11 protein-coding genes are annotated in these 15,308 nt (G+C 41.3%); 10 read left to right on the forward strand and 1 reads right to left on the reverse strand.

The window, feature by feature from the left end; genetic code table 11:
* Positions 1-13: 13 nt before the first annotated feature.
* Positions 14-1,384 carry a DUF349 domain-containing protein gene (locus ACJV2T_RS05515; RefSeq protein WP_064621586.1) on the reverse strand — a complete coding sequence of 457 codons (1,371 nt, stop codon included), beginning with the start codon at positions 1,382-1,384 and terminating at the stop codon, positions 14-16.
* A gap of 96 nt (positions 1,385-1,480) precedes the next feature.
* Here ACJV2T_RS05515 and hisS point away from each other — a divergent pair, with 96 nt between their 5' ends.
* From hisS to ACJV2T_RS05565, 10 genes are all read left to right on the forward strand, one after another.
* On the forward strand, positions 1,481-2,881 hold the full coding sequence (hisS, locus tag ACJV2T_RS05520) for a histidine--tRNA ligase (protein ID WP_415682996.1): 1,401 nt from the start codon (positions 1,481-1,483) through the stop codon (positions 2,879-2,881).
* A 91-nt stretch (positions 2,882-2,972) separates the two neighbouring features.
* The gene (gene aspS, locus ACJV2T_RS05525) at positions 2,973-4,769 is read left to right on the forward strand and encodes an aspartate--tRNA ligase (RefSeq protein WP_415682981.1); all 1,797 of its coding nucleotides are present in this window, start codon (positions 2,973-2,975) and stop codon (positions 4,767-4,769) included.
* A 186-nt stretch (positions 4,770-4,955) separates the two neighbouring features.
* Positions 4,956-5,726, forward strand: coding sequence for an amino acid ABC transporter ATP-binding protein (locus ACJV2T_RS05530; RefSeq protein ID WP_415682980.1), 771 nt, complete (start codon positions 4,956-4,958; stop codon positions 5,724-5,726).
* A 69-nt stretch (positions 5,727-5,795) separates the two neighbouring features.
* Entirely contained in the window at positions 5,796-6,629 is an 834-nt protein-coding gene (locus tag ACJV2T_RS05535) for a glutamate ABC transporter substrate-binding protein (protein ID WP_415682979.1), read from the forward strand.
* Between the two features lies 1 nt (position 6,630).
* A complete protein-coding gene (locus ACJV2T_RS05540; RefSeq protein ID WP_415682978.1) occupies positions 6,631-7,308 on the forward strand; it encodes an ABC transporter permease subunit in 678 nt (225 codons plus the stop codon).
* A 5-nt stretch (positions 7,309-7,313) separates the two neighbouring features.
* Complete coding sequence (locus tag ACJV2T_RS05545; RefSeq protein WP_415682977.1) at positions 7,314-8,399, forward strand: amino acid ABC transporter permease; 1,086 nt, start codon at positions 7,314-7,316, stop codon at positions 8,397-8,399.
* A 222-nt stretch (positions 8,400-8,621) separates the two neighbouring features.
* Positions 8,622-10,061 (forward strand): UTP--glucose-1-phosphate uridylyltransferase, encoded by a 1,440-nt coding sequence (locus ACJV2T_RS05550; RefSeq protein ID WP_415682976.1) that lies wholly within the window; start codon positions 8,622-8,624, stop codon positions 10,059-10,061.
* A 292-nt stretch (positions 10,062-10,353) separates the two neighbouring features.
* Positions 10,354-12,273, forward strand: coding sequence for a helix-turn-helix transcriptional regulator (locus ACJV2T_RS05555; protein ID WP_415682975.1), 1,920 nt, complete (start codon positions 10,354-10,356; stop codon positions 12,271-12,273).
* A gap of 2 nt (positions 12,274-12,275) precedes the next feature.
* On the forward strand, positions 12,276-12,617 hold the full coding sequence (locus ACJV2T_RS05560; RefSeq protein WP_415682974.1) for a hypothetical protein: 342 nt from the start codon (positions 12,276-12,278) through the stop codon (positions 12,615-12,617).
* Positions 12,618-12,779: 162 nt separating this feature from the next.
* Positions 12,780-15,278, forward strand: coding sequence for a DEAD/DEAH box helicase (locus ACJV2T_RS05565; protein ID WP_419399380.1), 2,499 nt, complete (start codon positions 12,780-12,782; stop codon positions 15,276-15,278).
* The last annotated feature ends 30 nt before the right edge of the window (positions 15,279-15,308 follow it).

Genomic DNA, 15,308 nt, shown 5'->3' on the forward strand with positions numbered 1-15,308 from the left:
TTATAAAACTAATTTACTTAACAGCGTTAAGCCACTGCTCTTTAGTAGCCTTTTCAGCTTCCAACTTAGCTTTACGCTTATTATCGGTTTCCTTAGCAATAGCAGCGTTAAGCTCTTCGAGTTGTGCTTCCAACTGTAAAGCAAAACTGGACTTACGAGCGTTAGCTTCAGGATCAGCTTCACGCCAAGCAGCGTCTTCAACAGCCTTAATCTTTTTATCAACGTCGTTCAAGCGAGACTCAATACGACGCATATCTTCACGAGGAACGAAACCAATAGCATCCCATTCTTCCTGAATCTGAGACAAAGCCTTACGAGCCTTCTTAGCAGCCTCTTCATTTTCTACTGGCAACAAAGCCTCTGCTTTTACAAGCAAAGCTTCCTTCTTAGCAAGATTTTCGTGTTCTCCAGCATTAACCTTTTCACGGTCATTTTGACGAGCATGATAGAAAGCATCAGCAGCTTCGCGGAACTTAGCCCACAAAGCATCATCGTGCTGGCGACCAGCATTGCCAGCTTTCTTCCAACGATCCATTAAAGCATTGAACTTCATAGAAGTTTCACGCCAATCTTTTGAATCTTTTAAGCTTTCAGCTTCTGCAATAATAGCTTCCTTAAGCTGCTTAGCAGTATTACGCACATGCTCACGTTCTTTAACCCAAGAATTGCGAGCCTGAGAGAACGCAGAACGAGCCTTTGAAAAACGCTGCCACAAAGCATCGGCATCAGACTTATTCAAGTGAATAGTAGTACGCTGGTGCTCCTGCCATTCGTCAAATAAAGCACGTAGCTTATCGTTTAATTCACGCCAGTTAGTAGATTCATTCATTTGCGCTACTAACGATTCTGCACGTTCTACAATATTTGTACGTTCTTTCAAAGCTTTTTCTAGAGCTTCTTTTCGAGCTTTAGAGATTGCTTCCTTCTTTTCATTACCTTTTGCAGCTAATTCGGCGTGTCGCGCACGTAAAGCAGCAATATCGCCTACGGCAGCAGGATTTTCCAATTCAGCTTTCAAAGTATTAAGCGTTTCGTCAATTTCTTTTGCTTTTACATTGGAAGCTTCTAAGCGCTTAGCAAAAAGATCAAGCTTAATCTTCAAATCAAGATAACGATGAATATAGAAAGTCAACGCTTCTTCAGGAGTACCAGTGGAGTATTGACCAACCTCACGCTCAGCACCGTTTTCAGTAACGTAAACAGTGCCATTTTCATCAACTCGGCCAAAGGTTTTTGCGGCTTTAATATCCTCTTCACTATAAGAAATGGTTGGTGCTTGAGCAACAACACGAGTCTTATGCGCGAAGCTTGCTGGAGATGGAGCAACTGGCTTTGGCGCGGTAGTAGTTTTAGTAGTTTCTTCAGGTTTAGTCTGTTCGGTCACGGGACGACTCCTTACAGCAGATGCACGGTAACATTGTTACGAATAAGTATGACGGTAAGCCATGATTTTTCCGCAACACCACCTATTATAGTGGACATGGTACAAGGCTCATCAATATCGGGTTTCCCTGAATGGCTTCCTAGTGAACGCGCTGTTGAACAGCAAGTAATTGATACACTAAGAGAAGTGTTTGAACTCAACGGTTTTATTGGAATTGAAACGCGTGCAGTAGAACAGGGTTCAAGCTTATTAAAAAAAGGCGAAACCAGTAAAGAAATTTATTTATTATCGCGTTTACAAGAAGTCGGTCACGAATCCGACACTCCTGTAGAAGAACGCATTGGTTTACATTTCGATTTAACAGTTCCACTCAGCCGTTACGTAGTTGAGCATACTGGTGATTTGACGTTCCCATTTAAACGCTGGCAAATGCAAAAAGTTTGGCGAGGGGAGCGTCCACAAGAAGGTCGTTTCCGTGAGTTTGTACAAGCTGATATCGATGTCGTAGGAAATGGCGAATTACCTTCACACTACGAAGTTGAACTTCCACTTGTTATGGTTGAAGCTCTTGAGCGTTTACGTAAGTTCGGTCTTCCTAAGGCAACTGTTCATGCTAACAATCGAAAGCTTTCGGAAGGTTTTTATCGCGGTATTGGATTAAGCGATATCGAGGGAGTTCTTCGAGAAATCGATAAGCTAGACAAAATTGGCGCTGAAGAAGTATCTAAGCTTTTAGTAAAAGAATGCGGCGCTACAGCTTCTCAAGCTGATGCATGCTTAGAATTAGCTGAACTTACTGCCGAAACAGGAGATGAGTTAAAGTCTCGTTTCAACGAATTATGCGATAAGCATAGTATTTCTCGAAGCGATGATAACGAATCTTACGTTTTAGCTTCTCAAGGTGTTGAAACTCTTGCGATGATTGTAGACGAAGCAGCACGTATCCGCCCAGGCGCTGTTGTTGCTGATTTGAAGATTGCTCGTGGACTTGACTACTATACTGGTTCTGTTTACGAAACTTTCCTTGACAACGCAGAATCTCTTGGTTCAATTTGCTCTGGCGGTCGTTACGATAATTTAGTTTCACAAGGCAAGAAGAAGTATCCAGGCGTAGGACTTTCAATCGGCATGTCTCGACTGCTTTCTTATATGCTTCACACTGCAGGTGCTACTGTTTCTCGAGTTTCTCCTGCTGCAGTACTTGTTGCAGTTTGGAATGAGGAGGATCGTCCTGCATGCAATGCTATTGCTAAAACTTTACGAGATCGAGGCATTGCAGCAGATGTTTCTCCTAGCGCAGCAAAGCTTGGTAAGCAGATAAAATATGCTGACAAGCTCGGCATTCCTTATGTGTGGTTCCCTGCTGATAGCACTGAATCAGAGTCATCTCACGATGAAGTAAAAAATATTATTACTGGCGAACAGGAAACCGCGGATGCCACGTCTTGGCAACCGGATACTGTTTATGCCCGGCAGACAGTTTCTTGCGCTAAATAATGTTCTTGCAAATTTGCTTGAATATTGTGCGCAAAATCATGTCAATAGAAACAAATGAATATATCAATTAGATTGTAGAGGAAGTGGACTTATGAGCCAGACGGCGTATCGCACACATCATGCCGTTGAAGTGACTGAAGAATTAGTCGGGCAAAAAGTAACCATCGCTGGTTGGGTTGATCGTCGCCGTGATCATGGTGGAGTTGCCTTTGTCGATGTCCGTGATAACACAGGCTTAGTGCAAGTTGTTATTTACGATGAAGAAACTGCACGACCATTGCGTAGTGAATTCGTTGTACAAGTTACCGGCGAAGTTCGCTTGCGTCCAGATGGCAACGAAAACGACCATTTAGCAACCGGTAAAATTGAGATTGTTGCTCAAACTGTTACTATTCTCGCAAAGTCAGATGCTTTGCCATTCCAGGTTTCAACAGCTTTGGAAAACGAGTCCGAAAACAAGCTCCCAAGCGAAGATGTTCGTTTGAAGTATCGCTATCTTGATTTGCGTCGCCCATCTATGCAACGCAATTTGAAGCTTCGCTCTGATATGGCTAAGGCTGCTCGTCACGCTTTGGAAGATATGAACTTTACTGAAGTTGAAACACCAACTTTCATTAAGTCAACTCCTGAAGGCGCTCGCGACTTCGTTGTTCCAGCACGCTTGGTTCCAGGCTCTTGGTACGCACTTCCACAGTCTCCTCAGCTTCTAAAGCAGTTGCTCATGGTTTCTGGCGTCGAGCGTTACTATCAGCTTGCTCGCTGCTATCGCGACGAAGACTTCCGTGCAGATCGTCAGCCTGAGTTCACTCAGCTTGATATGGAAATGAGCTTTGCAAGCCAGGAAGATGTTATGGCTATGGCAGAGCGCGTTATTGCTGCTATTTGGAAGGAAGCCGGTCACGAAATTACTCTTCCTTTGCCTCGTATTACTTGGCAGGAAGCAATGGATAAGTATGGTTCCGATAAGCCTGATTTGCGTTTTGGAAACCCACTTGTTGAATTAACTGACTTCTTTAAGAACACTCCATTCCGCGTGTTCCAGGCTTCATACGTTGGAGCTGTGCTCTTTAAGGGCGGTGCGCAAACTCCTCGTCGTCAATTTGACGCTTGGCAGGATTGGGCTAAGCAGCGTGGAGCTAAGGGATTGGCTTACGTTGTATTTGGTGAAGATGGCGAGTTAAAGGGTCCTGTTGCTAAGAATCTTAGCGAAGAAGAGCGCGCAGGTCTTAAGGAAGCTGTTGGAGCAGAAGATGGCGATGCAGTATTCTTCGCAGCAGGTTCCCGCGAGTCTTCGCAGCTTTTGCTCGGCGCTGTTCGTGTAGAGCTTGCTAGCCGCGCAGGATTGCTTCACCCAGATGAGTTTGCTTTCACTTGGGTTGTTGACTTCCCACTGTTCAAGCGCACTGATGATCCAGATGATGACGACGTTGCTGTTGGCCACTCAAAGTGGACTTCTATGCACCATCCATTCACAATGCCATCTGCTGATTGGATCGATAAGTTTGATAAAGATCCAGAGCACGCTATGAGCGATTCTTACGATATCGTGTGCAACGGTAACGAAATGGGCGGCGGATCCGTTCGTATTCACCGCGACGATATTCAAGATCGTGTGCTTAACGTTCTTGGAATCGATAAAGCTGAAGCTGACGAAAAGTTCGGCTTCTTGCTTGAAGCTTTCAAGTATGGTGCTCCACCTCACGCTGGTATTGCTTTGGGTTGGGATCGTACTGCTGCAATTTTGGCAGGCGCAAGCTCAATCCGCGACGTAATCGCATTCCCTAAGGCTGGCGGCGGTAGGGATCCTCTAACCGGCGCTCCTGCTCCAATTTCTGACGAGCAGCGTGCTGAAACTGGCGTCGATTACGATCCAGAAGAAGACGAGTAAATAAAAATACTTGTAAAAAATATTATTTATAAGCCGTTGATTGTTATTTTATGATTACAATCAACGGCTTTTTGTAACGTAAGAGTTACAAAACGTAACGATAGTGATAAATAACCGTAACACAGATTGGCTAAACTTCTTGTTATGGATAAGCAAATATCAAAGTCAAATCCAAACGCCGAGGATATGACTAATAGCACTATTTCAGTGCGAAAAGCGGCAAATCCCCTCGTAGAACTAAGCCATGTCGAAAAGCATTATGGAAAACTTCATGTGCTTAAAGATATCAATCTTACTGTTAACAAAGGCGAAGTACTAGTTATTATCGGTCCATCTGGTTCTGGTAAATCAACAATGTGTCGCACAATTAACCGTCTCGAAACTATCGATTCAGGTGACATACGTATTGATGGTGAGCCACTTCCTCAAGAAGGAAAAGAACTTGCAGCTTTGCGAGCAGAAGTTGGAATGGTATTCCAGTCCTTTAATCTTTTTGCAAACAAAACGATTCTTGAAAACGTCACTCTTGCACCAATGAAAGTTCGTCACATGGATCAGCAAAGCGCTGAAACTCTTGCCATGGAATTACTTACTAGAGTAGGCGTAGATAATCAGGCTAACAAAATGCCTTCACAACTTTCCGGCGGCCAGCAGCAGCGCGTAGCAATCGCTCGAGCTCTTGCTATGCAGCCAAAAGTTATGCTTTTTGACGAACCAACTTCCGCACTCGATCCAGAAATGGTTAACGAAGTACTGGATGTTATGGTTGAGCTTGCAAAAGAAGGCATGACAATGATTTGTGTTACGCACGAAATGGGCTTTGCTCGTAAAGCTGCTGACAGAATTGTGTTTATGGCCGATGGTCAAATCCTCGAACAGGGTACTCCAGAAGAATTCTTCGAGCATCCAAAAACTGATCGAGCAAAAGATTTCCTTTCCAAGATTCTTACGCATTAATCTGCTTTTTGTTTTATCTTTCAGTAAAAATCCTGAAACTTTAAAACATTTCTTATGAAGGGAAAAGATATGAAAATATTACATAATCGCATTTTTCGTGCGATACTAGCGATGCTTTGTACCGTATGCTGCGTTATGCCGCTTACAGCTTGCGATCGTAGCGATGGTAAAAAAGTAATACGCATTGGTATTAAATTCGATCAGCCTGGTATGGGTTTCAAAAAAGCAGGAACTTACGTTGGCTTCGACGTTGATGTTGCAAAATATGTTGCTAAAAAGCTCGGCTATTCAGAAGATCAAATCGTATGGAAAGAATCACCATCTAAACAGCGTGAAACAATGCTTCAAAACGGTGATGTCGATATTATTGTTGCAACATATTCCATTACTGACGCTCGCAAGAAAATGGTTTCGTTTGCAGGACCTTACTTTATTGCTGGCCAAGATTTGTTAATTCGAAAAGATGAGCATAAAGTAAGCGGTCCAAATGATTTGGATGGAAAGCGTTTATGCTCAGTTTCAGGCTCAACATCTGCAATTTCTATTAAAGAGCGTTACTCTTCAAAAGTACAACTTATGCAACAGCCTGGTTATGCAGAATGTGCAACTGCACTATTCTCAGGAATTGTGGATGCTGTAACTACCGACGATATTATTCTTGCTGGTTTAGCAACCGCTTCTCGAGGTCGTTTAAAGCTTGTAGGCAAGCCATTTACCGAAGAATATTACGGAATTGGCATTAAAAAAGGAAATACAGCCTTAGCTAAGAAAATTAATGCAGCCTTAAAAGAAATGATTAAAAACGGCTCATGGAAACGAGCTCTAGACGACAATTTGCGAGGCACTGGCTTTAAGCCGAACGCAAAGTATAATCCGCCAATTCCTCAAGAAGGAGAGAAGTAATATGCAAGATTTTGTGCAGCTATTTACCTCCTACAATATTCCAGGAGCATTCTTGGTTAATATTGAAATAACTTTATGGAGTGTACTTTTTTCATCAATTATTGGCGTAATTCTTGTTACTATGCGCATTTGCCCTGTTTCATCATTACGCATGATTGCTACAGTTTATGTTGAATTGTTTAAAAACATGCCACTTACCATCATTATGGTTTTCATGGTTTTAGGCGTTTACGCTCAGCTTAAGATAGGATTCTCCTCAATTTTTGAAGTGAATTTCTTCTGGCTGGCAATTGCTGGATTGTCGCTTTATACTGCAGCATTTGTTTGCGAATCTTTGAGATCTGGTCTTAATACAGTGCCTGTTGGTCAAGCAGAAGCTTGCCGCGCTCTTGGATTAAATTTCTTCCAATCTGCAACACAAGTAATTCTTCCACAAACTTTCTGCGGTTCAGTAGCACCATTAGGTAATACATTTATTGCTTTGCTTAAGAATTCTACAGTTGCTGCTGCAGCATCAGTTGCCACAGAGACTTCAACAATGATGAGCGAAATGATTGAGAAACATGCAGATTTGATTGTGCCAATCTTCTTAATTTTCGCTTGCGGATACATTATGCTCATCATTCCTATCGGCATTTTGACTACTTATTTGTCAAATAAGCTTGCTGTGAGAAGGTGATAACAATGGCTAAACAACGTGAACAATCATTATTATTCGATGCTCCAGGTCCAAAAGCTCTTAAGAAAATTCGCATAGCTAATATTATTGCCGGTTGCATTTTTGTTATTTGCATTATTGCTATTCTCGCTCGTTTGAGCAATCCTCCAGAGGGAGAAAACCAACTTTCTTGGATACTTTGGAATCCTGCTCTCGAATCTGAAGCCTGGATTGATTTTTATCTTCCTGGATTATGGATGACACTAAAGGCATCGTTACTTGCAGTAGTTGGTTCTATTGTATTTGGCTTATTCTTCGGACTTTGCCGTTTACTACCTAATTTTATTATTCGTAGTATTTCCGCAATAGTAGTAGAGTTTTGCCGCGCAGTACCAGTATTGATGCTTATGATTTTCTTGTGGAGAGCATTCGCACTTTCTGGTATGAAAGAATCATCTTACTGGGCTGTTGTTTTGGCACTGATTATGTATAACGGTTCTGTTGTTGCAGAACTTGTTAGATCAGGTGTTGGCAACTTGCCAAACGGTCAAAGAGAAGCTTCACTTGCATTAGGATTGAGCGAATACCAATCATTGACACAAATTGAAATGCCTCAAGCAATTATTGCTATGATGCCTGCAGCAGTAACTCAGCTTGTAGTTGTTTTGAAGGATACTGCACTTGGTTCAATTATTATGTACACTGATTTGCTTCAGGAATCGCGCCGACTCGGATCAATGTACTTTAATATTTTGCAAACATTAAGCGTTGCAGGAGTAATATATTTCCTTATTTGCTTGGCATTGTCTTGGTTTGCACAATGGTTGCCATCGCACTTGAAGAATCGAACTGCCGCTCCAACAGAGCCAGAGCCTGTTGCTCCAATTGCTATTATGGATCCTTCTAATGTGAACCAAATGGCAGTTGCTAGCGAAGTTAAAGAGCTTCCTTATGGCGGTACTCCACGTAAGTATCACGTACATCATCGCGGTACGAACGCTTCTATTCACCATTGGCGTCACACTCGTTACTTGCAAGGCTATGACGAGCATCATCTAAAAACTGGCGATGAACCGGAAGAAAATGATGACAACAATGCAGAAAATAACTAAATTTCATATTTAGTAGTATTTAGTAGCAAATTTCTCATAAGCGCAGTCAGTATTTATTATTGGCTGCGCTTATTACTTTCTAACTTGCACTTTCTAACTTGCACTTTCTAACTTTGGTAGAATCATAATAGTATTTAAAAATAACCGTTAAAAGCAATATTTGCGCAGCGACGCACAAATCGCTAAACTATTAAGGTCACATGCATACGAGGAGGCTTTTACATGGATGACGCGTTTGAGTTGTCCGCTGCAAAGATGCGCGAACAAGGCATGAGCGAAATTGCTATTGAACAATTTAAACACTTATATAATGCTTGGAATTTAGATAAATCAGGGGATAAGCCTGCTGAGTTTATTCGCGAGAGCACAGTTGAGCCTATTAAAAGCGTTCCAACTTTCCACGAAATTTACGAAACTATTGATCACGACAAAGCTGTTAACGCATTCGCAAAAACCGCTTTTATCAAATTAAATGGCGGTTTGGGAACGTCTATGGGCTTGTCTTGCGCAAAATCTTTACTACCAGTTCGTAGGCATAAAGCTCGCCAAATGCGCTTTATTGATATTATTATTGGACAAGTTCTTACAGCTCGTCAGCGATTAGGAGTTAATCTTCCGCTTATTTTCATGAACTCTTTCCGCACATCTCACGATACTTTGCAAGTACTAAAGCGCAATCGCAAGTTTGCTCAAGACAATATTCCTGTAGAAATTATTCAACATCAAGAACCAAAATTAGTAGAAGAAACTGGAGAACCTGTTTCTCACGAAGAAGATCGATCTCTTGAATGGTGCCCTCCAGGTCACGGCGATATTTTTTCAACTCTGTGGGAATCTGATTTATTGCATACTCTTAAAGAAAATGGAATTGAGTATTTGTTTATTTCAAATTCTGACAATTTAGGTGCTAGACCGTCGCGCACTCTTGCTCAGCATTTTGAAAATACTGGCGCACCTATCATGATTGAGGTTGCAAAGCGAACGCAAGCAGATCGTAAGGGCGGTCACATTGTTAGGGACGCGCAAACAGGAAGACTAATGCTACGAGAAATGACACAGGTTCATCCTGAGGATCGTAGAAGCGCACAAAGCATTAAAAAACATCCATACTTCAACACAAATAATATTTGGGTTCGTGTAGATGCTCTAGAAGAAAAACTAAAAGAGCACAAAGGAATTTTGCCTTTGCCTGTTATTTTTAATCACAAAACTGTTGACCCAACTGACGAAAGCAGCACACCAGTAGTGCAATTAGAAACAGCAATGGGCGCAATAGCTTCACTTTTCGATGACGCAATTTGCGTAGAAGTTGATCGCATGCGTTTCTTGCCTGTTAAAACAACCAACGACTTATTTATTATGCGATCAGATAGATTCCATCTTACTGATTCATATGAAATGGAAGATGGTAACTATATATTTCCTGATATTGATTTGGATCCACGTTATTACAAAAACATCAATGATTTCAACGAAAGATTCCCATATTCTGTTCCAGCTTTAGCTGCTGCAAAATCAGTAACTATTAGGGGAGATTGGACATTTGGAAATCAAGTTTCAATGTTTGCTGACGCTGTTTTAGAAGATACAGGAGAACCGAGTTATGTGCCAAACGGAGAATTCGTTGGACCGCAAGGAATTGAACCAGACTCTTGGGTTTAAAGCAAATTTCTTGCAAATATGCGATTTTTATTGATAGTAAATAAAATTATCTATAAAAAAGTTATATGGCGTGTCGCGAAAAAATGGCGTATTTTCAACGTTGTTGATGTTCGTGTGAATAAAAAATATATAATTATTAGAAGTTTTTTAAAAAATGTCCACACGTACCGCAAAACACCATTAAAATAGAAAAGGTGTGCGCAATATTGCAACACAAGTTCTGCTGCATTTCGTAGTCGCTTGTACGCAAAGCGCATAAGTAAATTGATACAAACATGATACGTGAGGACTAATGGTAGAAGGAAGCAACGGAAGGCGACGTTTTTCCGACAAATGGGGCAAACACGAGTTAGATGTACTCGCTGTATTGTCTTCCGCATTCCCGCAATGGCTGACTTCGCGTCAAATTGCACAGCGCGTAAAGGCATATGCAGATTCATACGGTGAGCTTGCAGATCAAGCAGCTAAAGCAGCATTCGCAAAACAATTCCAGCGAGATCGCGCAAAGCTTGCTGCTATGGGTATTGCAATCGAATCTAGGCAGCCAGAATATTCTTCAAAGTCCGAAGGTCAAGATTTTGCGTCTTATCGTTTGCAATTAGGCGATGAACCTCGCGTACGTTTACGTTTCGACCAATCTGAATTACCAGTTTTAGCTGCAGCAAATTATCTTGCTCGTTCAATGTCTATTTCTTCTCTTGATTCAGGTCAACACGAGCAACAGCGCACTTCTCGCACTGCTCCTAGAGTTCCACAAACTCCTATTCCTGGCTTAGGCTTAGATTCAATCGCGCCTGGTCTTGGAACGCAAATGCTACCTGATTCTTTGGTAAAAGTTATTGATTCTCGCAGATTTGCCGCAACTGTGGATGTTGACGGCGAACATTTAAACGTTGCTTATACTGATGCTGACGACTTAGCGATGTTTGTGCTAGAACATCCTGGCTCTAGCGTGGTAAGTCCTCAAGAAGCAGTTGATGCTTTCCATCGCCGTTTGCACGCAGCAGTTAATTTTGCTCAATGTGACGAAAATGAGCAAAAAGATGAAGAAGATGCTGTACAAGAAGCGCAAAATATTGAAGAACAAAATAGCGACACTGATAAATCGCATACAAAAAAAGGTTCCTCATTCCAAACTGGAAGTGAAGTAGATCGTAGGCTTCGATTAATGCTTTTCTTGTCTGCTCATCTTGGAGAGGAATTCCCATTAGACGAGCTTGCTGAGCGTTTTATTGGTAGACCAAAAAGCGATGATGAACTTCGTCGATTTGTTACAATTCTTCACAAAGATATAAATACTCTTACTACTGTTTCTGACGATGGGGAAATGGCAGGAAGCCAATTCTTTGATATAGATTGGACTCTTCTTGAGAACGAGGGAATTGTTTCTGCTACTAACTCTTTAGGCTTGGAAAGACTTGCTGGAATTTCACAGCAATATTTGAGCATGCTTACTGCGTCTGCTAATTATTTGGCACATTCTTTGCTTTTGCCTATTGAGCAGCGCACTCAAGCTGAATCCTTGTATAAGCGTCTTCGCCGTCATGTTCTTCCTGGTCAAACTCCATGGCTGAGTTTAACAGGTTACGAAATTGAGCCTCGAAATTGCTCTATTGTTCGCAGTGCTATTAACTCTGGATCTTTGCTAGATATGGAATACACTGACGGGGCAGGGCGTATTCGTCGCAAGATTGTTGCGCCGTCGAAGATTTACGTTGATGAAGGCGTTTACTATGTTGCAGTATGGACTGATGTAGAGCAGCAAACACCAGAAGATAAACGTGAATTTGTTGCTAAAGATACAACAATTAATAAAGCAAATGGCTTGCCTCGCATTTGGCAAGTTCTTCGCGTAGCACGTATTGAACGTGCAGAAGTTGTAGAACCTGTATCTCAAGTTGAAATTCCAGATGTTCCAGTTAGTGAACTTCGCAAGTGGAGCTTTGATAACGGCACTGAAACTTGCTTTATTACCGATGAAACAGAATTGAACTTTTTGAAGAATCTTTCTGGAGCCACTATGGAAACTTGTGGCAGCGGAGTAAAAGTCCATCTTACTGTTTCTTCTGATTCATGGTTCGTTGCGTTTTGCATTGCTCACGCACGTCATATTACAGCTGTTGCTCCTGAAACATTGCGTAGTATGATTATTGCTCGCGCTCAACGTGAATTAAGCGTTAATCACGCTGATAATGCGAATACAGAGGAATAACAATGCCTTGGTGGATTTGGCTACTCATAACGGTTTTTATGCTGATCATGGTAGCGCTCGGAGTTGTTATTGTCGTTTTAAGCGCAATAAAAATAGCTAGAGTCTGCTTTGGCATTTCCGAAGATGTTTCTTCTAGATTCGAACGTTTGCATGAACCAAATAAAGAAGATAATGAGAATCCTCGAGATCCATTATTTACACTTCCTATTAAAGATGCAACGAATCGATATGAGCGAACGCACACAAAAGTTATTGAGCGTCATCAAAAAATTCGCGAGAATCACCGTAGCATATGGCAGCATTGGGATAAAAAATCTCTTCGCGAAGAAGACATTCAGCTATAACATATAAGAAAGCGACTAATACTTTTTATGTCTCATTTATCACATAAAAAAGACTGCAAAAATAAAACAAGCAATCCAACTGACTGCAATGAGAATGATGTAGTATTATCTCCTTCACAACGTTTCGCAGCTTTTAAAAATACAATGAAGCACGAGCGCTCGATGGCATCTAAATTTGAGCGTTCTTTGTCTTTTGAACTTGATGATTTTCAACTTGAAGCTATTGATGCACTAGAAAATGGCAATAATGTTTTAGTTGCTGCTCCTACTGGAGCTGGTAAAACTGTTGTTGCGGATTTTGCTGTATTTCTTGCGCAAAATCGTAATGTAAAAGCTTTTTACACAACGCCTATTAAAGCTTTAAGCAATCAAAAATATCACGATTTCTGCGAACTGTACGGCTCAGACAGAGTAGGGTTATTAACTGGCGATACTTCTGTAAATCCTGAAGCAGACATTGTTGTAATGACTACTGAAGTTTTAAGAAATATGCTTTACGAGCATTCGATTACGTTGCAATCTTTAGGTTTTGTCGTTCTTGACGAAATTCATTATCTTGCAGATAAATTCCGTGGAGCCGTGTGGGAAGAAGTTATTATTCACCTTCCAAAATCGGTGAAAATTATTGGGTTGTCTGCAACTGTTTCAAATGTTGAAGATTTTTCTGCATGGCTAGAATCAGTGCGTGGAGAAACTCATTTGGTTGTTGACGAACACAGACCTGTGCCTTTAGAAAGACATGTTGTTATTCAAGAGGATTCTGCAACTGAGCCTGAGCTACTCGATTTATACGACCATGACAATAATGGAAACGTAACTAAGCGCGTTAACCCTGCATTGACTAGGAAACTTAATGAATTTGAGTACCGTGCTCGTCGCCGTAAAGAATCTTATAGCGATAGCAAATACCGTTACAGAAAAGGTAAGAAGCACAGTGCTAACGGGGGAGTTGCGCAATTAGATAAATGTGCAAAACGACATACTCCTCGTCGATGGGCTGTTATTGACGAATTAGATTACTTGGGAATGCTGCCAGGAATTTATTTCATATTCTCTCGTTCCGGATGCGATCAAGCTGTTCAACAATGTTTAAACGCAGGATTAATACTTACATCCGATGAAGAAATGTACGAAATCCGTAAAATTGTCGACAGCATGGTTGCAAATCAACTTTCTAAAGAAGATTTACACGCTTTAAGTTTTGAACGTTTTCGTTTTGCTCTCGAACAAGGATTTGCAGCACATCATGCAGGTATGATTGCGTTATTCCGTCACATTGTTGAAACGCTATTTGAACGCGGGCTTATTAAAGTTGTTTTTGCAACAGAAACACTTGCTTTAGGATTAAATATGCCAGCTCGAAGCGTTGTTGTAGAAAAGCTAGTAAAATTTGACGGCACTGGGCATGTACCTCTTACGCCTGGAGAATTTACGCAACTTACAGGTCGTGCTGGAAGACGTGGAATTGACGATATTGGTTACGCAATTCTTGTAGATCATGCTGATTTCGTTCCTCAACAAGCTGCAGCACTTTCTAGTAAACGCGTATACCCACTACATTCCAGCTTCGTTCCTACGTTTAATATGGCAGTTAATTTGCTGAACTCAAGCGATGCAGATACTGCTAGAACAACACTAGATCGTTCTTTTGCTCAATGGGAAGCTAATGCTTCTGCTGAACGTTTACATAATCGCATGAATGAACTTGAAACAGCTCTTAAAGGCTATGAAGAAGCATTTTACTGCGAACATGGGGATTTTGCTGAGTTCTTACAATTACGCATGAAGCTTAAAGAAGCTCAACACGATCAACGCCGTAAACTTAAACATACTTTATTCCATACAGATGCAGAACGCACAGCAGCGTTTAAAGCGCTGGATGATGTTATTGCAAATCTTAGAGAAGCTGAACGAACTCATCCGTGTGCAGGTTGTGCAGATATTCAGCAACATTTGCGTTGGGGCTACCATTGGATTAGAGAACATAAGGAACTTGATCAAGTACGTGAACGCTACGAATCTCGTACCGGTTCTGTTGCTAGAACTTTTGACCATATTTGTGACGTATTGTACAGTTTGGATTATTTACAATCTGAAGATTCTTCACAAAACCAAATTTTGCACCTTACTGAGCGCGGTCAATTGTTAAGAAGGTTGTATAACGAACTAGATATTGTATTTGCTGAAGCTATTTGCGAAGGAATTTTTAATGATCTTTCGCCGCTTGAATTATTATCGTGCTTGTCTGCATTAGTTTATGAATCTAGAGGACCTGCAGGGGGAGAACCTAGACGATATCCAGGCGGCAAGGATGGGGCAATATTTAATACAGTATTGCGAATGAAAGAATTGTTTATGCGTACTAGCGCATTATGCGCAGACGCTCATTTGCCAGCGTTAAGACCGCTTGAATTTGGTGCTGTAGATATTATGTATGATTGGGCTAATGGCGCTGATCTAGCTGAAATTTTGCGCAATACTGACAGCACTGGAGGAGATTTCGTGCGTCAAGCTAAACGTCTTATTGATTTACTTACTCAACTTTTCGCAGCAGGAGAATATTTACAATCTATAGATGGCGTAGATAAAAATCTTGCTTCGTGTGCTTATGAAGCTGCAAAACTATTAAACCGTGGAGTTGTAGCATACTCAGATGTATAAGTATGAGCATATACAAATAAAACGCATGTA

Origin of the sequence: Gardnerella phocaeensis (genome assembly GCF_048545075.1) — a bacterium.
GTDB classification, from domain to species: domain Bacteria; phylum Actinomycetota; class Actinomycetes; order Actinomycetales; family Bifidobacteriaceae; genus Bifidobacterium; species Bifidobacterium vaginale_J.

Bases quoted from the DNA above. Each gene is read 5' to 3' on its own strand.
- hisS (WP_415682996.1), top strand. From the start codon at position 1,481: ATGGTACAAGGCTCATCAATATCGGGTTTCCCTGAATGGCTTCCTAGT.
- aspS (WP_415682981.1), top strand. From the start codon at position 2,973: ATGAGCCAGACGGCGTATCGCACACATCATGCCGTTGAAGTGACTGAA.
- ACJV2T_RS05530 (WP_415682980.1), top strand. From the start codon at position 4,956: ATGACTAATAGCACTATTTCAGTGCGAAAAGCGGCAAATCCCCTCGTA.
- ACJV2T_RS05535 (WP_415682979.1), top strand. From the start codon at position 5,796: ATGAAAATATTACATAATCGCATTTTTCGTGCGATACTAGCGATGCTT.
- ACJV2T_RS05540 (WP_415682978.1), top strand. From the start codon at position 6,631: ATGCAAGATTTTGTGCAGCTATTTACCTCCTACAATATTCCAGGAGCA.
- ACJV2T_RS05545 (WP_415682977.1), top strand. From the start codon at position 7,314: ATGGCTAAACAACGTGAACAATCATTATTATTCGATGCTCCAGGTCCA.
- ACJV2T_RS05550 (WP_415682976.1), top strand. From the start codon at position 8,622: ATGGATGACGCGTTTGAGTTGTCCGCTGCAAAGATGCGCGAACAAGGC.
- ACJV2T_RS05555 (WP_415682975.1), top strand. From the start codon at position 10,354: ATGGTAGAAGGAAGCAACGGAAGGCGACGTTTTTCCGACAAATGGGGC.
- ACJV2T_RS05560 (WP_415682974.1), top strand. From the start codon at position 12,276: ATGCCTTGGTGGATTTGGCTACTCATAACGGTTTTTATGCTGATCATG.
- ACJV2T_RS05565 (WP_419399380.1), top strand. From the start codon at position 12,780: ATGGCATCTAAATTTGAGCGTTCTTTGTCTTTTGAACTTGATGATTTT.